The organism is Alishewanella sp. HL-SH05, assembly GCF_052655985.1.
The window spans coordinates 453,537-474,857 of the sequence record NZ_CP199753.1; the positions used below are offsets into that span (position 1 = coordinate 453,537).

The window sequence follows — 21,321 nt, forward strand, 5'->3', positions numbered from 1 at the left end:
GAGTTAAGGGTGTCTCTTTGGCAGTTAATCTTGTTGTTTGTTGCGCAGTTAGCCCTGATTTTAATGGCGGCTCAGTTATTTGGTCGGCTGGCTAGGTTTGTTGGGCAACCGAAAGTCGTTGGCGAGATGATTGCCGGTGTGGCGCTCGGCCCTTCTTTGTTTGGTTGGTTTTTGCCCGCGTTTCAACAAAGTATTTTTATCCCTGAAACACGCAGTTGGTTGTATTTTGGCGCGCAATTAGGTGTCGGCCTTTATATGTTTTTAGTGGGCTTAGAATTTAATACGCGTCTTTTTAAACAACATGCCCGCAGTGCCATTTCAGTGTCGCTGGCTGGTATGCTGGTACCCTTTATTGTGGCGGCTTTACTCTGCTTGTGGCTGTTAGAGCAGCCAGGCTTATTTGCGCCCGGTATCAGCTATTTTAATGCTGCGCTCTTTTTAGGTGCTGCCATTGCGATTACCGCCTTTCCGATGCTGGCCCGTATTATTTATGAGCGCGGCCTTGCTAATACGCCACTGGGCACAATGGCTTTGGCCGCGGGTGCGATAGATGATGCTGCGGCCTGGTTAATTTTAGCCTTGGTATTGGCCAGTTTTGGCGGTGGCATCAGTGTACTGTTAACCGCTTTAGTGGGGGGCGGTTTATATGCGTTATTGATGCTAACGAAGGTGCGGGGGTGGTTACAACCTTTGGCAGATCGGGTGGCGCAGCAGCAACAATTACAGTGGCCACCTTTTGTATTTATCATGCTGTTGTTCGCTCTGTCGGCGTGGAGTATGGATTGGGTGGGCTTGCATGCGGTATTTGGCGGGTTCTTATTGGGTATTGCCATTCCGCGCGGCCTGATGGCCGAATTACTACGCAAGCGATTAGAGCGCCTTACCATTTTGTTATTGTTGCCGATGTTTTTTACCTATTCGGGCTTAAATACCCGGTTAGATGTTTTAGGCAGCGGTAATTTGTTGCTGATTACACTCATTATTTTAGTGTGCTCAATTTTAGCTAAGTTTGCCGCCTGTTGGGCCGCGGCTCGTTGGAACGGTGCGGATAATCCAACCGCTTTAGCAGTGGGCGCCTTAATGAATGCGCGTGGGCTAATGGAGCTGATTATTATTAATATTGCGTTGAATTACGGCATTATTCAGCAAGGGCTATTTTCAATAATGGTGGTGATGGCCATTGTCACCACTTTGATGGCTTCGCCGCTGTTTCAGTTTGTGTATGGCCGTCATCAGCCAAAGAAAACGGCGACCTAGGTCGCCGTTTTGTAAGCTTAACGCGGGTTACATCGCTAAGGTTTTTTCACCGCGTGAAATACCCGACACACCGCTGCGCACTACTTCCAGAATTTGTGAGCCGCTTAATGCTTGGATAAACGCATCCAGTTTGTCGCTGGTACCGACTAATTGCACGGTATAGGTATTGGCAGACACATCAACAATTTGGCCGCGGAAGATATCGGCACAGCGTTTTACTTCGTCGCGTTGGTTGCCTGCTGCTTTCACTTTTACCAGCATGAGTTCACGCTCAATGTGCGCGGACTCGCTCAGATCGGTCAGCTTCACCACTTCAATCAGTTTATGCAGCTGCTTAGTAATTTGTTCAATCACTTGATCATTACCATGGGTGACTAAGGTTAAACGCGAAAGCGTGGCGTCTTCCGTTGGCGCTACGGTGAGTGAATCAATGTTGTAACCGCGCTGAGCAAACAAACCGACTAAGCGGGCTAAAGCACCCGATTCGTTTTCAAGCAAAACAGAAATAATATGTCGCATGGTTAAGTCCTCTCTGTCTTACTTAAAAATAACTCATTCATGGCACCGCCTGGAATTTGCATCGGGTAAACATGCTCTTTCGGATCGATATGAATATCTAAAAACACCAACTGATCTTTGAGGGCAAAAGCACGCTCTAGGGCCGGCTCCAGTTCTTCTGGTTTCGTTACGCGAATACCGACATGGCCATAGGCTTCGGCTAACTTAATAAAGTCAGGTAGTGAGTCCATATAAGAGCTGGCATAGCGCGATTCATAATTCATATCTTGCCATTGCTTCACCATGCCTAAATAGCCATTATTCAGGTTGATGATTTTTACACCCAGCCCGTACTGTTTACAGGTTGATAGCTCCTGAATATTCATCTGAATAGAGCCTTCACCGGTAACACACACCACATCGTCATCAGGGAAGTTTAATTTAATGCCCATTGCTGCCGGTAAACCAAATCCCATGGTGCCAAGGCCGCCCGAGTTAATCCAACGATTCGGTTTATTAAATTTGTAATACTGCGCCGCGAACATTTGATGTTGGCCAACATCACTACAGACAAAGGCATTACCCTTAGTAATTTTGCTCACCATTTCAATGACATGCTGTGGCTTGATTTGTGAGGTGGTGGTGTCATAACGACCGCCGTGCACGGCACGCCAGGCATTAATTTGTTGCCACCAACTTGCCAGCGCGGCTTCGTCCAGTTTTTTCTTTTTCTGCTTCACTAGGCCAAGCATTTCTTCTAGCACCGGCTGCACTAAACCGACAATCGGAATATGCGCATTAACGGTTTTAGAAATACTGGCCGGATCAACGTCAATATGAATAATCGTGGCATCGGGGCAGAATTTTTTGGTGTTGTTGGTCACGCGATCATCAAAGCGCGCACCTACGGCTAGAATAACATCAGCGTGGTGCATGGTTTGGTTGGCTTCGTAACTGCCGTGCATCCCCAGCATACCCACAAATTGTTTATCGTCACCCGGATAAGCCCCTAAGCCCATCAGGGTGTTGGTTACGGGTACATTTAACAGTTGCGCTAATTCAGTAAGCTCGTCTGATGCACGGCCCATGATGACACCACCGCCGGCATAAATGATCGGTCTTTTCGCGGCTAATAACGCGGTAACGGCTTTTTTAATCTGGCCGCTATGGCCTTTTAATTTTGGCTGGTATGAACGCAGCTTCACTTCGCTTGGGTAATCATAAGCAAAGGTTTGGCTTGGGATCGTCATATCCTTCGGGATATCGAGCACTACTGGGCCTGGGCGACCGCTTTGCGCAATATAAAAGGCTTTTCTAATCAGAGCCGGAATATCTTCAGGGCGGCGTACCGACATATTATGTTTGACGATCGGCCGGGAAATACCGAGCATATCGGTTTCTTGGAAGGCATCTTCGCCGATTAAATGGCTCATCACTTGGCCGGTGAGCACCACCATCGGGATCGAGTCCATATAGGCGGTGGCAATACCGGTGACGGCGTTAGTGGCACCCGGACCTGAAGTCACGAGCACCACACCGGCTTTACCGGTAGCACGGGCATAGGCATCGGCCATATGCGTGGCGGCTTGCTCGTGGCGCACCAGCACGTGCTTAACTTGAGTTTGTTGAAACAGCGCATCATAAATATGCAGTACAGCGCCACCGGGATAGCCATAGACGTATTCTACCCCTTCATCGGCCAGCGCGCGGATTACCATAGCTGCGCCCGATAACATCTCGGCTTGTTTGGATTGGCTTGTCATAATGTAGTATCTCATCAGTTGCTGAGGTAAAAGCAGTTTTAAGGCATTAAATACCAAAACTGCCGACATTCCGTTACCGGATTGTCAGTGGTGCTACGTGGGCTGGTATGTCGGGAAGCGTAAGCTTTTCGCTACAGTTCCTGCGCTTTCTTTATGGCTCTGCTGGCGTTTTTTGTGCGCTTAATTAATTTACGGCAACTGCTTGGGAATGTCGATGCCTTTTTCACTTTTTAGCCATCTTTACTGCTTTAAAAAGGGCGGCAACGCCACCATAGTAACAACTAAGACTTTTGTTACAGGATTTACCGCTAATGCAAAACCCTATTGTTGACGTCACCATGATGAATGCGCGGGAGATCCTCGATCGCTCGATGCAACAGTTAGTGCTTTTTCAATTCTGGTCGGCTCGTAGTACCGGCTGTCAGCAGCTCACGGCAACATTAAGCAAAATAGTGCAGCAATATCCCAAGCAACTGTGTTTGGCGAAAGTGGATTGCGATGCTGAGCAAGATTTAGCCATGCAATTTGGTGTGCAATCGCTGCCCACCGTTATGTTTATTAAAGAAGGCCAACCGGTTGATGGTTTTGCCGGTGTCGAAACCGAACAACAAATTTTACAACGCTTGGCCGCTTACTTACCCAAGCCGGAAGATGACTTGCTAGCGAAAGCGCAGCGACAATTAGAAGCTGGGCAGATGAACGCCGCTTATCCGTTACTCGCCGAGGCCTTAACGCTGGCGCCGGAGCGTGTAGAGATCAAAATTTGGTTAGCAGATTGTGCCATTAGCTTAGGTCAGCTGACGCAGGCAGAAAAACTGTTAGCGGAAGTGCGCTTAGCGGATCAGGATACCTTGTACAAAACGGTGTTAGCCAAATTAGAGTTAGCCCAGCAAGCCACCAATACCCCTGAGATCCAAGCATTAGAAGCACAATTAGCCGCTGCGCCAGAAGATAAACACCTTATCGAACAATTAGCGGTGCAATATCAGGCGGTATTACGTTCAGAAGAAGCGCTAGCGTTGTTACTGAAAATTTTGCAGCAAGATTTAAACTTTGGTCAGAGCAAAAAATTGTATTTAGATATTTTGGCGGCATTGCCGAAAGGTGATCCGTTGGCCAGCCAATATCGTCGTCGTTTATACGCCCTGTTGTATTAATGTCGAATGCACCGCTGCAGGGCAGTGCGCTGTCTGAGTTGTTTCAGCAGCTCAGCAGTGTATTGCAGCGCTATCGCCAGTATTGGCAGTTCTCACCGATGGACTGCCTGACATTACCCTTCTCGCCAGCCTTGAATGCACAACTGTCGCAACTTGGCGCCAGTGAGCTCGCGGTGCTAGATCAGGATCCGCAGCAACAACGCCACTATTTTGCCGAGTATTTTCCTGAGTTAATGACTTTGCCTTTGTGGTTGACTGCCAGCAAAACCGCCGACAATTCGCCTTGGCCGTTTTGGTTAACGAATGGCATTCATGGTCGTAAGCTCGCGCAAATTCAGCAGTTTTGTCAGTTTATTCCTGAGCAAGCACTGCCGGTGCTGGAGTGGTGCGCCGGTAAAGGCCATTTAGGCCGGTTGTTTGCCGCACAATCTAGCCGCGCCGTGACGAGTATCGAGTGGCAGCCAAGCTTATGTGAGGCGGGCAGTGCCTTAGCTTCACAGCATAAGATCCCACAGCAGTTTATTCAGGCGGATGTGCTAACTACCGCCGGGGCAGCGGCAGTGCATGCCGAGCAACAAGTGCTAGCCTTGCATGCCTGTGGGGAACTTCATCTGCAATTATTAGCGGTAGCGGTAGCTAAAGGCTGCCAACAGTTACAAGTTGCCCCCTGTTGCTATCATTTAATTAGCAGCTCAGACTATCAGCCGTTATCTAAACAGGCACAAGCCGATGCGTTAGCGCTGAGTCGGCAAGATTTAAAACTGGCGGTGCAAGGGCAGGTCACGGCGGGTGAGCGGGTGAGTCGTTTACGGCAAACCGAAGTGACTTGGCGTTTAGCCTATGATGAATGGCGCGCTCAGCTTACGGGGCAGCGGGCATATCAGCCGTTACCTTCGTTACCCAAGCAGTGGTTTAGTGGCGATTTTGCTGCGTTTGCCAAGATGGCGGCCAGTTTACAGCATTTGATTGCACCTGCAGTTACAGACTGGCCGAGTTATTTAGCGGCTGGCGAGGCGCGTTATCTGTTGGTACAGCGGTTAGATATCGTTCGGCACCTGTTTCGGCGGCCATTAGAGCTGTATTTGGTGCTGGATAGAGCCTTGTACTTGCAGCAACACGGTTATCAGGTAAGCGTACAAGCCTTTTGTGATTATCAGCTGACCCCACGTAATTTATTATTGCAAGCCAGTTTAAACCCCGCTGTTTAACGGCCAAGCCAATGATGGCCAGCGGTTTCTAAGCAATAGGCCAGCTTACTGCCATGTTGCAGAGGATTAACAGCGGACAGGCTGTTTAAACGTATCGCTTTGTTGCTGCTGATAATAGGCGCTAATGTATTGATCTTTTGACTGCCAACGCTGATTCAGCCATTGCTGAAAATTCTCGCGAAAAACCGCGTCGTTAAAGTAATCACCGAGTACCTGTTGATCCACGGCTAAAATCTCGGCTTTGATCACCACGCGTTTTAAACGGCCCATCAACATATCAAGCGCAATATTTTGCTGGTTATCAGGGTAAATAAGCGTGATATCTAAGATGGCGTTAAACTGCTCGCCCATACTGGCCAGGGTAAAGGCAATGCCGCCGGCTTTCGGGGGCAGTAAATGGCTATAAGGGCTGCGCCGCAGTTTTTGCTTTTGCTCGGTACAACGGCTGCCTTCAACAAAGTTAATAATGGTGGTGGGAGCGTGGCGAAATTTGGCGCAAGATTTACGCGTCGTTTCGATATCTTTGCCTTTTAACTCAGGGCGTTTCGCCAAGGTCGCTGCGCTGTAACGTTTCATATAGGGCATATCTAATGCCCAACAACCGGTGCCTAAAAAGGGCACCCATTTTAATTGGTCTTTTAAAAAGAACTTGGGTTCGGGGATCAGCTTGGCGGCAAAAGTACTGACCACCGGGATATCTAACCAGCTTTTATGATTGGCGATCAGCAAATACCAACTTTCTTTATCCAGTTGCTGCTCACCGCTAATTTGCCAATCGACATCGTTAAAGAGATTAATCAGACCCGTATTAACTCGTGTCCAACCGCGATAGCAAAAGCGACCCAGCTTAGCAATCAAGCGGTGGGCGGCAGCGTTAGGTATCAGTAGTTTTAATAAACCCAGCGGGGTGACGACGATGCCCCAAAATGCCAAATTAAGCGCAAATAAGCTAAAACTGATCGGCAATAACAGAAACCCTGGCAACATGCTTAACATCGTCCACTCCTTGTTTACTGGCTGTTTTTATCTAGCTCGACCAGTTGTTGATCTTTATTTAACCACAACTGATTAATGTATTGCTGAAAATGTGCTTTGTAAGCAGGATCATTGTAGTCGCCAATCAAATCTTCTGTAATGGGCAACACCTGTACCTTTACTGTTATAGCATGAACTTTGCCCGAGATGTAATCCCAGAAGGTGGGGATGCCTTGCGGATAATAAATGGTTACATCCAGCAGCTTATGCAGTTGTTGGCCCATGGCGCCAAGCACAAAGGCGGTACCACCCGCTTTCGGTTTTAACAAATGCGCAAAGGGCGATTGTTGCTGCTGGTGTTTTGCTTGAGTAAAGCGGGTGCCTTCGACAAAATTCATAATCGACACGGGCTTAAAGCGAAATTTTTCGCAGGCTTTGCGTGTGGTTTCGATGTCTTTACCCTGCAAGTGCGGGTTTTTCTGTAAAAAGCTTTTGCTGTAACGCTTCATAAAAGGAAAATCGAGCGCCCACCAACAAATGCCCAGAAACGGCACATACAGCAGTTCTTTTTTCAGAAAAAATTTAATAAATGGAATTTTGCGATTAAAAATCTTCTGTAATACCAAGATATCTGCCCAAGATTGGTGATTAGCAATAATCAAATACCACTCTTTACGCGACAGTTGCTCGATGCCTTGAACATGCCAACGAATACGGGTGAATAATGCCGTGGTGAAGTTGTTCACGCTGATCCAACATACGGCACAGGCATCCAGCAGATAAGTGAGGCCGCTTTGCCAAAGCGGTATTGGCAGCAACTTCAGAATGGCCAGTAACAAAATAGGGACAAACCAGAACAAAGTATTGATGGTATACAGTAGGATGGAGAGCACACCGACAAGGGGTTTGGGTAAAAACGCCAACATAACGCACCTGATTATTTAGTGCTGCCGAGGTGGCAACAGGAAATAAATGTAAGACGAGTAACGCGCTTATTAGGTGCGTTACTCGTCCGATCAGTTGCTATTCTAGCTTAATCTTCGAAATAGGTATAACCATAAACGCCGGCTTTTAATTCATCCAGCAGTTCATCTTTACGTTCACTTTCCATTTCAAGTTTCGCCAGTTGTTTAGTGTAAGAGGCAATCAGCTTCTTCGCATCAAACTGCACATAGCGTAATACATCGGCTACGGTGTCGCCTTTGATGATATTGGTTAGCTTGTAGCTGCCATCATCTGTTAGTTCAACGTGCACTGAATCGGTATCGCCAAATAAGTTGTGTAAATCACCTAAAATTTCTTGATAAGCCCCCACCATAAACATGCCGAGTAAATACTGCTTATCGTCGCTGTATTCTGGCAGCGGTAAACTGGATTCAATACCATTACCATCGGCATAGCTTTTTAGCATACCGTCTGAGTCACAGGTAATATCTTGAATAATGGCACGGTGGTTCAGTGGCTCATTCATCCGCTCGAGTGGCATTACTGGGAACAGTTGGTCGATACCCCAGGCATCTGGCATGGATTGAAACAGCGAGAAGTTAACGAACAGCTTATCTGCCAGCTTTTCGTTTAGCTCATCATGAATACTGCGATGCGAACGCGCTGATAAATCTAAATTTGCGCGCACTTTGTTAATGGTAGCGAAGTAAATTTGCTCTAATAACGACCAATCTTGCAGCGTTAATAAACCGTGCACATACTGGGCATGAGCGTCAGTGAAGTAGTGGATCGCATCGTGATAGGCTTCAATTGCTGAACGTGGCGTGACGCTTTGATAAGCTTCCCACAAACCTAAGATCACTGTGGGTGAATCTTCGCTGGGCTCAGGTAAATTGACTAAACCCGGTGCGCGTTCAATATCAATCGCATCGGTAACCAATACCGCATGGTGTGCGGTCATGGCGCGGCCCGATTCAGTAATAATGTTTGGATGAGGTAAATCGTACTCGTCACAGACTTCTTTTAAGCCGTTAACGACGTTACGTGCATATTCCATCATGGTGTAGTTCATCGAGCAGGCTGAGCGCGATTTCGACCCTTCATAGTCGACACCTAAGCCACCACCCACATCAACCGTGGTGATAGGCACGCCAAGGGTGCGCAATTCTGCATAGTGACGGGCACATTCACGGATAGCGTTGTGAATATCACGGATATTGGCAATTTGTGAGCCGATATGAAAATGCACTAATTGCAGCAGGTCGAGTTTGTTTGCCGCACGCAGTACGTCGATCGCTTGCAATACTTGGGTAGCGGTTAAGCCAAACTTGCCCTTTTCACCACCGGTGTTTTGCCATTTGCCTTTACCTACCGAGTTTAAGCGAATACGAATACCAATGCGCGGTGCTGCGCCTAAGTTATCAATTTCGCGGATCAGCGTTTTAAGCTCAGACAGTTTTTCTACCACCACATACACGGTGTGGCCCATCATTTGGCCGATGGTGGCTAAGCGTAAAAATTCGCTGTCTTTATAACCATTACAAACGATTTGCAGCGGTTGTTCAGTCACACCCAAGATCGCCATTAATTCAGGCTTACTACCGGCTTCTAAGCCGACCTTGCCGCTGTCGTGGCTAATTAAGCGTTTTACTACAGAGAACTGCTGGTTTACCTTAATGGGGTAAACGGCAGTGTATTGTCCTTGATATTCTTTTTCTGCTTTGGCCAGTTGAAACGACTTAATTAACGTGTCCACCCGGTGCTGCAAAATATCGGTAAAGCGAACTAAAACCGGTAAGGTTAAGCCTTCTTCTTTGAAACGCTGCGTAAGCTCGGGAAAGCTGATCCCGTTTTTACTGTGATCTTGGTCGGGATAGGCAATAAGATCACCGTCCTGATTGACGTCAAAATAGCCTTCACTCCAGACTGCCACGTTATAAATCGATCGCGCTTTTTCAAAACCCCAAGCTGACATTGTGCTTCCTCAAAAAAATTAACTGCTATAGTTTAAAGCCTATAACGGGTTGGTGCAGCAAAATTGCCCAAAAAATTTGTATGTGGCCTGTAACACAGGCAAAATACGCCCCTTATACGATGCAGGGGGAAATTATGTCAGTAATTAATGACAAAAAGTGGCTTACTGAGGTGTTTGCCGACAGTGGTAGTGTGTTTGGTCTAGCGATTACCAAGAAATTGGACGAAGTGCAGTCACCATTTCAGAAAATTGCCATGTACGAAACCACCCATTTTGGTAATTTAATGGTGATTGATGACGTTATTATGCTCAGTAGCCGTGATAACTTCTTATATCACGAAATGCTGAGTCACCCTGTACTTTTCACGCATCCTAACCCAAAAAATGTGGTGATTATTGGTGGCGGTGACTGCGGCACTTTACGCGAAGTATTAAAACACCCCGGTGTTGAGCGCGTGACGCAAATTGATATCGACGAGCAAGTCACGCGGATGGCGGAAAAATATTTCCCTGAGCTGTGTGCCTCTAACAATGACCCACGTGCCACGCTGAAATTTGAAGACGGCATTAAATTTATGCGTGAAGCGGCCGCCGGCTCCATTGATGTGATTATTGTTGATTCTACCGATCCGATTGGCCCGGGCGAAGGTTTATTTAACCGCGCTTTTTATGCTAGCTGCTTAGCGGCGTTAGCCGATGACGGTATCTTAGTGCAGCAAAGCGAATCGCCACTTATTCATATGCCGTTATTAACCGCGATGCGTCAAGCGATGAGCGATGCCGGTTTTGCCAGTTTGCAAACACTAAACTTCCCGCAAATGGTTTATCCCTCTGGTTGGTGGACCTGTACCTTGGCGAAGAAAAGCGGTGAATTTAACGGTTTTCGCGAAGAAGCGGCGGCGAACGCTGGCTTTGATACCGAGTATTACAACGTTGAGGTGCATAAAGCCGCCGCGGCCTTGCCAAACTTTGTTAAAAAGGCTTTTGCGGCAACCTAAGGCAAGGCTGGCTGGTCATGTCAACGCCTGCTATTGCAGGCGTTGTTGTTTAGAGCGAGAAACGCTCGCGTAGAAAATGCGCGACGCCATCTTCATGGTGATGGCCAATCACCGCACTGGCCACTTGCTTAATTTCGTCTATCGCATTGGCGGGGGCGTAACTTTCATCAGCACAAGCAAACATACTTAAATCGTTATCACCATCCCCAAAACAAATAACTTTGCTGGCCCCCAGTTGTTTTTTCAACTGCGCGACGGCCTTGCCTTTATTGGCTTGGTAATGATGCACGTCCATCCAACGGTACTGCGGTCCCTCAAGGGCAGGGCCTGAGTAGGCAATAAGGTTTGGATAGGTGTTTAATTTTAGCCACATGGCATGAATGGTGGCTGCCTCGCCAATCATGCTGATATTCGTGACCTGATGCTCAGGCGCTAAGGCGTGAAGCGGCTGTAGCTGTTGTGGCGTGTCGCTAAAGTACTTTTCGACCAGTCTTTTTTCCACATCGTGCTGGGTTTCAGCATGAAACACCACATGTTGGTGCTGTGCAATCACGTGCACAAAGGGCGAGATCCCTTGGCGCAGAGCAAGCTCAAGAATAGTATTAATTTCAGTCTGCTCTAAGATGTTCTCTAAGGTCAGTTGCTGGGTGTTCGGATCCCAGATAGTTACACCATTATTATAGATTTGCGGTAAAACAAATTTATGACCCGCCACCGCTCGCTGTGCCGACAGCATAGTGCGCCCGGTGGCAATGGTGAAGGCAATGTCTTTCTCGCTTAACAGTTGTAAGGTGTCGTAGGTAAAGCGGGAGATCTCAGAGGCGTTGTTTAACAGGGTGCCGTCCAAGTCAAAACAAATCAGATACATATAGGGCATTTCCGAGCTTAAAAAGACTAACCGAGCTGACAGCCAAACCCCGCCGACAACCTAGATGATGAAGTATGCCATACGTAAAGGCACCGTATGTGGTTTTTATCTGCAAATGTATGAAGTTGTTCTAGTGACACAAACACTAGACGAAATGATTTTTATAAAAAAGGCTACGGAAGTAGCCTTGCAATTACGTTGATAAATATGATTGTTATTTGATCAGGCGACGACTCATCAATCCAATTAATCCAAATGTAAGAATGGCAATTGAACTTGGTTCAGGCACATCAACAGCAGTATTGAATGTTAATGTACGTTGGTTCAGGTCAAAATTGCCAGAAAATTGCTCATAAATAGAAGTTGTTGTATTCCAAGCACCGCGAGTTGATAAATCAACTGAGCTACCTGTTCTGCCACCACCTGTAGATATACCCACCAATAAATCGTTGGTGTTCAAACTACTAAACATAATTTCTATTAACCCATTTTGAAAAAGGCTAATAGAAAAACTATTGCTGTCATTGTTTCCGAACTGAGGAATGTTGCTATAAACAGCTGAAAAGAAGGTAGCTGACTTGATTACTTCAATATTTCCAGCTGTCGCAGGATTAAAATCATCCCACACTGCAATTCGAGCTTGCTCGTCTAAAAACTCAGAAACAGATTCAGTAAAATCTGTATCACCACTAGTAAAGGTCAGGTATCCGTTTGAGCCGACAAATACAGAATTGAATGTTTGACCAAAAAAAGTAAAATCAAAGCCAATCGTTTGCTCAGAAAAGCTATCATCGCTCAAGTTGATTATGGTTGCCATAGCTTGCTGGCTACTAAGCATGAATACGAATAAGCAGAATATATTTTTTATTACTTTTATCACTGATTTAATTCCTAAAATGTTATTAATTATTATCACAAAGAGTATGACAGTAATTATTATGCAAAAATCAATCCGCTTTAAATGTTTAGTAATAAATATCAATGGTTTAATTTTTTTTCTTATTAAATAAAATAAGACCTGCTCTAAGTGATTTATTTTTTTACAGTTAACTGTAAATTATCTTGACGCACTTTGAGTTTGCACGAGTAGCAATTCTTGAACTCAGAATCGAGCTGTTAAATACTAACAACAATTGCGCCGGTGTGTTTTACTGGTACCTATACTGTTTGCTGCGGTAGCTTGCAGCAAAGCACTGATTTAACTAAGGAGAACTTAATATGCGCTTACTCTTTGGCGTTTTACTGTTGTTAATACTGGCGGGGTGTAACCGCAATGAAGTGGGCGACGTGTCATTAGGCGTCTTTACCACTAAGGATATTAAACTTGATGCCTTTACTGATCCGCTGGTCACCGGTGTGACTTGTCATGTATCCAGCATTGAAGCCAATCTAAATCTTTCAGACCCTTCTGATAGCGGTATTGCTTGTCGCCAAACAGCCCCGATTACTGCTGAGATGATCGCTAAAATAGATAAGAGCAAAAGCGGTGAAGTGCTGTTTACCAAATCAAAAAGCATCTTTTTTAAAAGCATGAAAATTCGACGTATTTTCGATGCTGAAAACCAGACGTTAATGTATTTGTCTTACTCCACCAAAGAAACCTCAGGCAGCTTTAAACACAGCCTGTCGACGGTACCGCTGTGGGGCACGCAAGCTTACAGCGAAGCGAAGACGGTACAGCCTTAATTTACTTAACTAGCTGGGATAACAAGCTTATTTGCGTTGCTGCCGCTAATCACGTGATCGAAGAGATTAGCGGCTTTGTCATCATATGTGTGATGTTACATCGGATCTAAGGTTAGTAACACGCGGGGGGCGTCACCGGCGGGTGAGCGGTGAACAATAGCGTGCTGCTCGTTACCCTCCCAGCCTGAGCCTTTAAGCAACGTAACGGCAAAGGGGGCAGCTTTTAAGGTATTAGCGTTCGCGTCTAGCCATTCGGTGCCAGGGCCAAGATAAGTGCATACCAAACGGCACACCAGATGATCAGTATGAAATTTGGGGCACATCGGTTGACGTAAGGTTTCTAAACGTAGCCCCAGTTGCTGGCAATCCATTAAGCAACTGAACATGTGGCAGAGCAGGGCAATATCGTGCAGAAAAGCCTCTTTTCCCTGCGCATCAGGTAAGGCATGACCGATATCGGATTGTACCGAGTCAACATGAACAATACGTTTGATTGGCATCGTAAGCGCCAGTGTGCGGCAGTATTCTGCGATGGCGTTATCGGCATTTCGTTGCCAGCTGACTAAATTCACCTCATCACTAAATATGCGGGTCAGGTCAGTGGGATCCTCAGCCATGACCTGTTGTATCTGGGGGCGAAACGCATTGAAGGCTAGCGCGCTCATACGGTTTGCTCCTGAACAAATAAGCTGGGCAGCTGCTGCCAATGCTGTTCGCCTTGCGCTAGTTCGCTGTCAGTAAGTAAACACGCGTTCAATTGTGCCAGTATTGCCGTTTTATCCAGTTGCTGCCCTATAAATACCAACTCTTGGCGGCGGTCGCCAAAGGGTTCCTGCCAGCTTTGTTTAATCGCGTCTTGCATCTCTGCCTCTTCGGGCCATTGCTCTGAGGGTACAGCCTGCCAAAACAGTCCTGCGATATGATAACGAGCCATGCCACCCGCCTGATGCCACAGCCAAGCATGCTCAGGCGTGTTAGCTAACCAGAAATAGCCTTTAGAGCGCAATAAACGCCCACTTGGCCAGTCTTGATGTAAAAAATGGTAAAATCGCTCTGGATGAAAAGGCTTACGAGCATAAAAAGCAAAACTGCTAATGCCGTACTCTTCCGTTTCGGGTTTATGTTCGCCGCGTAACTCTTTTAACCAGCCTGCCGCTTGCTGAGCCTGTTCAAAATTAAATAAGCCTGTGTTGAGTATTTGCGGCAATGCGACATGGCCCTTCTCAGCATAAATAATGCGAGCACGGCTGTTCAAACTACGTAAAATGGCGCTGAAGCGTGCTAATTGCTCTGCACTAACTAAATCGGTTTTACTGATCACCAAGACATCGCAAAACTCGACTTGCTCAATAAGTAGATCAGCGACACTGCGTTCGTCGTCTTCACCTAAACTTTCTCCTCGTTCGGCTAAGTCATGCGCGGTCTCAAAGTCAGCCATAAAGTTTACGGCATCTACCACTGTTACCAGTGTATCTAGCCGAGCAATATCGGCTAAGCTTTGGCCGTCTTCGTGCTCAAAAGTAAAGGTTTCTGCAATGGGTAGCGGCTCTGAAATACCGGTCGATTCAATTAATAAATAATCAAAACGACCGGCTTTAGCCAGTTTACTAATTTCGATCAATAAATCTTCACGTAAGGTGCAGCAAATACAGCCATTGCTCATTTCAATCAGTTTTTCCTCAGCACGGTTAAGGCTGACCTCTTTATTTAACTGATGGGCATCAATGTTAATTTCACTCATGTCATTCACAATAACCGCGACGCGCAAACCGTCGCGGTTATTTAAAACATGATTGAGTAATGTGGTTTTACCGGCACCTAAAAAGCCTGATAACACGGTAACGGGGAGGCGTTTGTCGTTACTACGCTGAGTGGGCAGCATGTTGCATTCCTTGTGCTTGAAGAAGCAGTTGACGGTTATAGAGATGCGCGCCGATTAACAGCCCACCTCCAATCAAAGACAATGCGGTTTCTGCATGGTGCGAGGCGAAAAGAGAGATGATTAGCAGTAAAAAACCTGCCAAACCCAAGACAAAAGGGGCGGTATGCTTGTGTACGCACCAACCACCAGGCAGACTCCAGGCCAGTAATACACTGATGGGAAGTAACATCAAATAATGAAACCACTCTGAGCTTAATACGCCAAGCATTAAGCCAGAGCTGCCCAACAGCAATAAAATCGGGGTAGCAAGGCAATGGACGATACACAGGCCTGATAACGCCGCGGCGATAATGTCTTTCATAAAATCTCTCAGTGTGCGATATCCGGTCCTGTTGTCAGTAATGACGAGCCGTATTTTGCAGAATATGCGCATGGGAAATTGTTACAGTATAACAATTGCCATATGTTATAACGTAACATTATGGCCGTCAAATGCGAATTGTCAGAAGTGACAAGTGCTGGTTAGCGCAAGCGTCAAACAGTGCCGCTTTAAATAAGCCAGTGTGTTGAAACAAACGACGTAGTTGTCGTTGTTCATTTATTTTTAATCTAAGTGCTGCGTTGTGTTCATGTTTAGTGGGAGTTGTTGTTCAGATTGTCTGAGTAAGATGGTTAGCAGTTAGATACAACCTCTTGTCACTTAATAGAACGGAACAATAATTATGCTGAACAAAAAGTTAGTAATGGTTTCAATAGCGCTCTCTGTGTTGGCGAGCAGTGCGGTTATGGCCTCGCCGGTAGTAAACAACAACATTACTGAAGCTGAAGTGAAAACAGCGCAGCAAGCTTGGGGACAAGCACTCATTGACATTAGCGCGGCTTACACCGCAGGTGGACAAGCGCAAGCTGAAAAAGTGGCCCGCCAAGTGTTAGATGCCGCCTATGGTTACAATTTAGGTGCGGTGTTGTTTAAACCCACTTTAGCTAATGGCAACCAGACATTTCGCACCAACTATAACGGCGCCTTGTCTTATTTTATCGGCAACAATGCCGAATATGCCAATGACAGCGGCTTTGCGCTAAAAGGTTGGCAGGGTTATGACTTTAGCAATGCCAGTGTCTATATTAATGGTGATTTAGCTTTAACGATGGGCCACGTTATGCTGACTGACAAAGGCGGTAACGTAACCACCGTGGATAAAACTTGGGGCTTTAAGAAGGATGAGCAAGGCGCGCTGCGCATCGTATTGCACCATTCTTCTTTACCTTATAGCCAATAAATTGCCAACGCGTGTTTGACGCGTATTACCCAGCTCATCCCAGCCTTGGCTAGTAACACAACAGCGTTACTAGCCCTTTTTATCGAAAAGTCTCCGAAAAAACGTGACAAACGTAATGCCTTGTCGCGCAGTCAATCATTCTTGCAGGCAGTAACCCAAGCCACGCCGGGTGTGGAGCAATTTAATTGGGTAAGGATCGTCAATTTTTTTCCGTAGCCTCGCCATATACACATCAACAATGTTGGTCAGGGGATCTTCATTTAGGCCCCACACATTGGTCAGGATGCGCTCGCGGCTATACACTTTGCCACTGTTACTCATTAACAGTTCCAGTATGCCGAGCTCTTTGGCGGTTAACGTCAGAGTGGTGCCGGCACGCTGCGCGGTCATGCTATCTAAATCGAGCTGCAAGTCGGCTACTGTTAGTTGCCTGGTGCGTTCGCCTGCGGCCATGCGATTACCTAATGCTTCAATACGCGCCAGTAACTCTTCAAAATGAAAAGGTTTACCTAGGTAATCATCGGCACCGGCGCGTAACCCTTTAACACGCTCGTCCACTTCAGACAACGCGGATAAAATAAGAATACGGGCGCTTACTTTTTGGCTGCGTAATTGCTGACACAAGGTTAAACCGTCTGTTTGGGGGAGCATACGGTCTAAGACGATAACGTCGGGCTCAAATTGGCTTAACACGTCAAAAATACCTGCGCCGGAGTCCAGTAATAAGGTCAAGTAACCTTCGGCTTTCAGCCCTCGGGATAAAAAACTCCCCACTTTTTCATCATCTTCAACAATCAGTATTTTCATCTTCAGTTCCACAAAAGTGAGGGAGGCCAATCGTTACCGTGCAGCCTTTAATATCATTAGCGTCAAGGCGGATGCTGCCGTCATGCGCTTCAACAATGGCTTTAGCGATACATAAGCCCACACCCAAGCCATCTGGACGCGCCTGCCGTGCTGCTGCACTGCGGTAATGTCGTTGAAACAGCTGTTGCCTATCTGCCGGTTGTAGGCCAATACCTTGGTCTGTCAGTTGCAGTCGAAGCTCGTTTTGATCAGCGCTAAACGCCAGTTTCAGGCAGGTATGTTGGCGTGAATAATGTTGGGCATTGTCGGTAATAATACGCAATACCACCGCAAACTTTTCAACGTCGAGCAGTAACCATTGATCTTCAGGTAGGCTAGGCACGAGGCAATGCTCCAGTTCAAAACGGCTATTCAGATGTTGCTTAATGATATTCAATGCCATGCCCATAAAAGTGCTGGTAAGCAAAGGTTTAAGGCTAACCTGTACCAGACGGTCTTCACCTCTAGCCAAAAATAACAAATCATCAATGCGTTGATTCAGTTGGTTACTGGCCGCGAGGATACGCTCGAATGCTTCTTTATATTCAGCAATATCTTTGTCTTTACCGCGTAAGCTAATTTCAGCTTCACCCTGAATGCTGGTGGCCGGTGTTCGTAATTCATGGCTAATGTCGGTTAACAGCTGTTTTTGTCGCTGTTCAGCATGATGCAACTGCGTTAAAGCATTTTGCAACTCACTGGTGCGGGTTTGCACCAGTTGCTCGGTGGCTTGTTGGGTTTTCTTTTCTTGTTCGGCGTAAGCAAAAATATAGCCCGACATGAGATTAAATTGCCGGGCGAGTTCAGCAAACTCGGTCGAGCCACTTTCATGAATGCGGTGTGAAAAATGCCCTTGCTGCAATTGTTGCGTGCCGCTTAGCAAATTTTGCAAAGGGCGACTCAACGCCCGTGACAGATATATCGCCAGCCATAAGGTAAGCAAAATGGCAATGACACTGATCGCGGCAATAGCGCGTTTGACTAACAGCAGTGCGTTTAGCGCATCTTGCTCGGTGAGCTCAGCACGTTGTTTTTGTTGCAAGATCGCCTGTTGCAGCAGTTCCGCTAAGTCTGCGTCTTGAAAGGTGTCAAACATGGCGATTAAAATACGCCACCGTTCGGCATCATCGCTATATAGCGCAATTTCTTGTGTTTTTAGCGCCCGCTCTAAGGTTTGTAAGTTGCTTTGCAGCAGTGAAATGACTTTCACTTGTGCCATGATATGTTGTAAATCGGCCTCACTGGTACTGTATAGTTGATCGCGAATAGCCAGTTGGTCTAGATCCGTCAATTGTGCCTGCATACGGGATGACAAGGTGTCACGAAAATCCGTATTGGCATTTTCGGTGAGCAGATATTCTGCCAACCACACTTTTAGCCGTTGCTTATCCGCACGCAGCGAGAAAAACTCTGCCAGCATCTGATTGGCAATTCGGTTACGCTCTGTATGAAATTCAGAATTTTGGTGCGCCCAAAAGCTGATGACAGACTGCAGTAGTACCACGGTTAATAAAATACAAAGCGAGACAATCAGTTTGCGTTGGTACATAGCTTAATTTATTGAGAGCGGAACATGAGCGCAGTATAGGCAGTTAAATGGGTTTAAGCATGAAAATAACGTTAACATTGTGCGTAAATCGATCAAGCAAACTATTCTACTGCTGTGATCAGGGGTTGTGACACTTCCCTAAGCAAAAATAGAGTGCGGTGTTTTTCTTTACAACATTAAGCAGCAATGCATGCTTTATTCCTCAGCGGTTTGCGCCAAGCGAGTGGCGAGTTGCTGATACAGTTGTTGATGAAAACTGCCCAATGCTGCTGGCTCGATTTGCTTAAAGTAGCTGTAAGCCTGCGCTGGACGTTTGAGCTGTAGGTTTATCTCCAGCAGTCGCAGCAGATGAATATGGTGTTGCACTTGGTGCTCTGGCTCGGCGGTATACTTTAGCGAATCTTGGTAGAGCTGATCTGCCGCCGCTAACTGGCCTAGTAGTTGTTGTGTGCGGGCCAGATTGCCCATCCCGATAATCATTTTGCCAGTATGACCAAGCGAAATAGCAGCAGCCAATGCGTCTGCACGGTAAGCTGCTGCAGACGCTAAATCATTTCGCTGATGGCTGATATGTGCCAAATTAGAATTCAGTTCGAATAAGAACAGAGGATCGATACTTTTAGAATAATGCGATTGAGCAAAACGCAGGAGTTGCTCTGCCTGATCAAGTTCGCCTAAATAGTATTGCAGGTTGGCCAACTCGACTATTCGCAGTGGGTTACCAAAAGCGGTGTAAACCTCCTTTAAGATTGCCACTGCTTTGGCAGCATAGATTTTTGCTTCATCGGTTTTTTTAAAATAAAACAGCGCTTTAGCATAGTAAAAATAGAGTTGTACCCGAAACACATCAGGCATAGCGGGCTGCGTTAATAAATACTCTGCTTCATGTTGTAATTGTAAAAAATGCTGTTTATCAAACAGATAATTGAGTTGGTAGGCTTTTATCCGAAACCAATTATTGCTGTAGGGGGTAGTTGCAGTAAGTTGCTGTTGCAGATAGTGCTCACAGCTTATCGTGTTGTCTTGCTGACAAAACGCTTCGTGGTCACTCAGGTTTTCTGAAGCGCTGATGCTGAAAGCTGTAAATAGTAAAATGACCAGAGACAAGCGCATAAAAACGTTACTGCCATTGAAAATGAATGCCGGTTGCAATACTGCCACTATGGCTGCTTAGCGGCATATCGTCAAATATAGAGCATGAATAGCTCAGCGTTTTATCACAAAGAAAGTGTTTAGTAATACATTTTAAAACAGTTGATGTTAAGAGAACACATTTAGCTAATCACGCTGAGTTACCCTTTGTTGTCTCCGCTATGGTTAGCCAAACGATAAAAAGCCGAGCCTACTGATTATTTCTTATGATTAATAGGTAAGCGCTTCGCCCGGGCAAAAGCATTTTTGCTACTTTGTAAATGTCAGGATTTTTTACAATCGCAACAGCGACTTCTTTTTAAATTTAATTAAATCATGCACTTGATGTTTGGCATTATTTTTGCTTGATAACTCTTTTGTACTATTAAGCATTTTTACTTAACAAAAATGACAGTTTTAATTTAGGGATAAGCACTATGAAATTTGTACGGCTATTAGCATTTGCAGCTATGGCAGCCATTTCTACACAAGCGTCAGCAGGCCTCATTGCCGCTTATGATTTTGACGGAAATGCTGCCAACAACACCCAATCATCCGTTTACAATTTAGCCACAGTTGGCACAGCGGACTTTTCTAAACAAGCTTATTTCTCTGATGGTAACAGTGCAAATTATTTAAACGTAACCGGGCCAGGGGGTTTAACGGATTGGACTTTATCTCTATGGCTTTTCACTGAGCAAGCAAACCAAGGCCAATTTAAAGGAATATTTTCAAATTTAGCCGGCCCTACCAATGCTAACTCTTGGCAAATAGACAGCTTTGATGGCGATTATAGACTGATCTCTGCTAACGGTACTAACTCAACTATTGGTGCTGTGGTTGCGAATGATTGGCAGCATATCGTTGTGCAAAAATTTAGTGGTAGTAATGCCCGCTTATATTTTAATGGTGCTTTCGTTCAAAACATTGGTTATAACCCAGGCGGGTTACAAAACTTCAGAGTGGGTATTAACAGAGCAACAACAGAAAGCTACACAGGTTACATTGATAATATTCAAATATGGAATGATAGCTTGCTAACTGCGGCAGCTGTGGGTGAATTATATCGCACAGGTCCTGGTACTAGTTCTGTTTCTGACACTGTTGCCGTGCCGGCACCAGCAACATTGTTACTGTTTGGTTTTGGATTAATCATGGCGGTTAGAACAAGATTAGGTAAGAAATAATTCGCTGGTATCCATTTTACTTTAAGTCAGCTTTTAGCGTTGAGTTAATTAAAGCTAAAAGTTGCATGGGTATAATATTAAAATAGTAAACGCAGCCTTTAGGCTGCGTTTTTGTT

At 45.9% G+C, this 21,321-nt stretch carries 20 protein-coding genes; 7 read left to right on the forward strand and 13 right to left on the reverse strand.

Annotation, left to right across the window (positions count from 1 at the left end; translation table 11 throughout):
* Positions 1 to 9: 9 nt before the first annotated feature.
* Positions 10 to 1,257, forward strand: a complete 1,248-nt coding sequence (locus tag ACUJFL_RS02030; RefSeq protein WP_445428343.1) for a cation:proton antiporter — start codon at positions 10 to 12, stop codon at positions 1,255 to 1,257.
* A gap of 27 nt (positions 1,258 to 1,284) precedes the next feature.
* Here the strand turns inward: ACUJFL_RS02030 and ilvN are convergent, their stop codons facing one another.
* Together ilvN and ACUJFL_RS02040 are read right to left on the reverse strand one after the other, a co-directional pair.
* Positions 1,285 to 1,776, reverse strand: coding sequence for an acetolactate synthase small subunit (gene ilvN / locus ACUJFL_RS02035; RefSeq protein WP_229584617.1), 492 nt, complete (start codon positions 1,774 to 1,776; stop codon positions 1,285 to 1,287).
* Positions 1,777 to 1,778: 2 nt separating this feature from the next.
* Positions 1,779 to 3,518, reverse strand: coding sequence for an acetolactate synthase 3 large subunit (locus ACUJFL_RS02040; RefSeq protein ID WP_236129028.1), 1,740 nt, complete (start codon positions 3,516 to 3,518; stop codon positions 1,779 to 1,781).
* Between the two features lie 311 nt (positions 3,519 to 3,829).
* On the opposite strand from ACUJFL_RS02040, the gene ACUJFL_RS02045 reads away from it, so the two are divergent.
* The gene (locus tag ACUJFL_RS02045) at positions 3,830 to 4,675 is read left to right on the forward strand and encodes a co-chaperone YbbN (RefSeq protein WP_445428344.1); all 846 of its coding nucleotides are present in this window, start codon (positions 3,830 to 3,832) and stop codon (positions 4,673 to 4,675) included.
* Positions 4,675 to 5,883, forward strand: a complete 1,209-nt coding sequence (locus tag ACUJFL_RS02050; RefSeq protein ID WP_445428345.1) for a methyltransferase — start codon at positions 4,675 to 4,677, stop codon at positions 5,881 to 5,883. Before ACUJFL_RS02045 ends, ACUJFL_RS02050 begins: the two co-directional genes overlap by 1 nt.
* Positions 5,884 to 5,949: 66 nt before the next feature.
* On the opposite strand, the gene ACUJFL_RS02055 is transcribed toward ACUJFL_RS02050, so the two are convergent.
* From ACUJFL_RS02055 to speA, 3 genes are all read right to left on the reverse strand, one after another.
* Positions 5,950 to 6,879: an acyltransferase gene (locus ACUJFL_RS02055; protein WP_445428346.1), complete on the reverse strand. Its 930-nt coding sequence runs from the start codon at positions 6,877 to 6,879 to the stop codon at positions 5,950 to 5,952.
* Between the two features lie 14 nt (positions 6,880 to 6,893).
* Complete coding sequence (locus ACUJFL_RS02060; protein WP_445428347.1) at positions 6,894 to 7,784, reverse strand: acyltransferase; 891 nt, start codon at positions 7,782 to 7,784, stop codon at positions 6,894 to 6,896.
* Between the two features lie 107 nt (positions 7,785 to 7,891).
* Positions 7,892 to 9,778, reverse strand: a complete 1,887-nt coding sequence (speA, locus tag ACUJFL_RS02065; protein ID WP_226750505.1) for a biosynthetic arginine decarboxylase — start codon at positions 9,776 to 9,778, stop codon at positions 7,892 to 7,894.
* Positions 9,779 to 9,912: 134 nt separating this feature from the next.
* Here speA and speE point away from each other — a divergent pair, with 134 nt between their 5' ends.
* Entirely contained in the window at positions 9,913 to 10,776 is an 864-nt protein-coding gene (gene speE / locus ACUJFL_RS02070) for a polyamine aminopropyltransferase (RefSeq protein ID WP_445428348.1), read from the forward strand.
* 49 nt (positions 10,777 to 10,825) lie between these two features.
* Here the strand turns inward: speE and ACUJFL_RS02075 are convergent, their stop codons facing one another.
* Positions 10,826 to 11,644 carry an HAD family hydrolase gene (locus ACUJFL_RS02075; protein ID WP_306024108.1) on the reverse strand — a complete coding sequence of 273 codons (819 nt, stop codon included), beginning with the start codon at positions 11,642 to 11,644 and terminating at the stop codon, positions 10,826 to 10,828.
* 214 nt (positions 11,645 to 11,858) lie between these two features.
* The gene (locus ACUJFL_RS02080) at positions 11,859 to 12,524 is read right to left on the reverse strand and encodes a PEP-CTERM sorting domain-containing protein (protein WP_445428349.1); all 666 of its coding nucleotides are present in this window, start codon (positions 12,522 to 12,524) and stop codon (positions 11,859 to 11,861) included.
* Positions 12,525 to 12,862: 338 nt separating this feature from the next.
* Between ACUJFL_RS02080 and ACUJFL_RS02085 the strand changes: the two genes are divergently transcribed.
* Complete coding sequence (locus ACUJFL_RS02085; protein WP_445428350.1) at positions 12,863 to 13,330, forward strand: CreA family protein; 468 nt, start codon at positions 12,863 to 12,865, stop codon at positions 13,328 to 13,330.
* A gap of 95 nt (positions 13,331 to 13,425) precedes the next feature.
* Here the strand turns inward: ACUJFL_RS02085 and ACUJFL_RS02090 are convergent, their stop codons facing one another.
* Genes ACUJFL_RS02090 through ACUJFL_RS02100 form a run of 3 tightly spaced genes read right to left on the reverse strand, consistent with a single transcriptional unit; the run spans position 13,426 to position 15,573 of the window.
* On the reverse strand, positions 13,426 to 13,995 hold the full coding sequence (locus ACUJFL_RS02090) for a DUF1826 domain-containing protein (RefSeq protein WP_445428351.1): 570 nt from the start codon (positions 13,993 to 13,995) through the stop codon (positions 13,426 to 13,428).
* On the reverse strand, positions 13,992 to 15,212 hold the full coding sequence (zigA, locus tag ACUJFL_RS02095) for a zinc metallochaperone GTPase ZigA (RefSeq protein ID WP_445428352.1): 1,221 nt from the start codon (positions 15,210 to 15,212) through the stop codon (positions 13,992 to 13,994). Before zigA ends, ACUJFL_RS02090 begins: the two co-directional genes overlap by 4 nt.
* Positions 15,193 to 15,573: a MerC domain-containing protein gene (locus tag ACUJFL_RS02100; protein WP_445425946.1), complete on the reverse strand. Its 381-nt coding sequence runs from the start codon at positions 15,571 to 15,573 to the stop codon at positions 15,193 to 15,195. Before ACUJFL_RS02100 ends, zigA begins: the two co-directional genes overlap by 20 nt.
* A gap of 361 nt (positions 15,574 to 15,934) precedes the next feature.
* On the opposite strand from ACUJFL_RS02100, the gene ACUJFL_RS02105 reads away from it, so the two are divergent.
* Positions 15,935 to 16,492: a phosphoribosyl-AMP cyclohydrolase gene (locus tag ACUJFL_RS02105; RefSeq protein ID WP_445428353.1), complete on the forward strand. Its 558-nt coding sequence runs from the start codon at positions 15,935 to 15,937 to the stop codon at positions 16,490 to 16,492.
* Positions 16,493 to 16,627: 135 nt separating this feature from the next.
* On the opposite strand, the gene ACUJFL_RS02110 is transcribed toward ACUJFL_RS02105, so the two are convergent.
* The 3 genes from ACUJFL_RS02110 to ACUJFL_RS02120 all read right to left on the reverse strand — a co-directional run bounded on the left by ACUJFL_RS02110 (position 16,628) and on the right by ACUJFL_RS02120 (position 20,048).
* Positions 16,628 to 17,299 (reverse strand): response regulator transcription factor, encoded by a 672-nt coding sequence (locus ACUJFL_RS02110; RefSeq protein ID WP_445428354.1) that lies wholly within the window; start codon positions 17,297 to 17,299, stop codon positions 16,628 to 16,630.
* Positions 17,280 to 18,887, reverse strand: a complete 1,608-nt coding sequence (locus tag ACUJFL_RS02115) for a sensor histidine kinase (protein ID WP_445428355.1) — start codon at positions 18,885 to 18,887, stop codon at positions 17,280 to 17,282. Before ACUJFL_RS02115 ends, ACUJFL_RS02110 begins: the two co-directional genes overlap by 20 nt.
* Positions 18,888 to 19,082: 195 nt before the next feature.
* On the reverse strand, positions 19,083 to 20,048 hold the full coding sequence (locus tag ACUJFL_RS02120) for a hypothetical protein (RefSeq protein ID WP_445425950.1): 966 nt from the start codon (positions 20,046 to 20,048) through the stop codon (positions 19,083 to 19,085).
* A 407-nt stretch (positions 20,049 to 20,455) separates the two neighbouring features.
* On the opposite strand from ACUJFL_RS02120, the gene ACUJFL_RS02125 reads away from it, so the two are divergent.
* On the forward strand, positions 20,456 to 21,205 hold the full coding sequence (locus ACUJFL_RS02125; RefSeq protein ID WP_445428356.1) for a LamG-like jellyroll fold domain-containing protein: 750 nt from the start codon (positions 20,456 to 20,458) through the stop codon (positions 21,203 to 21,205).
* Positions 21,206 to 21,321: the final 116 nt, after the last annotated feature.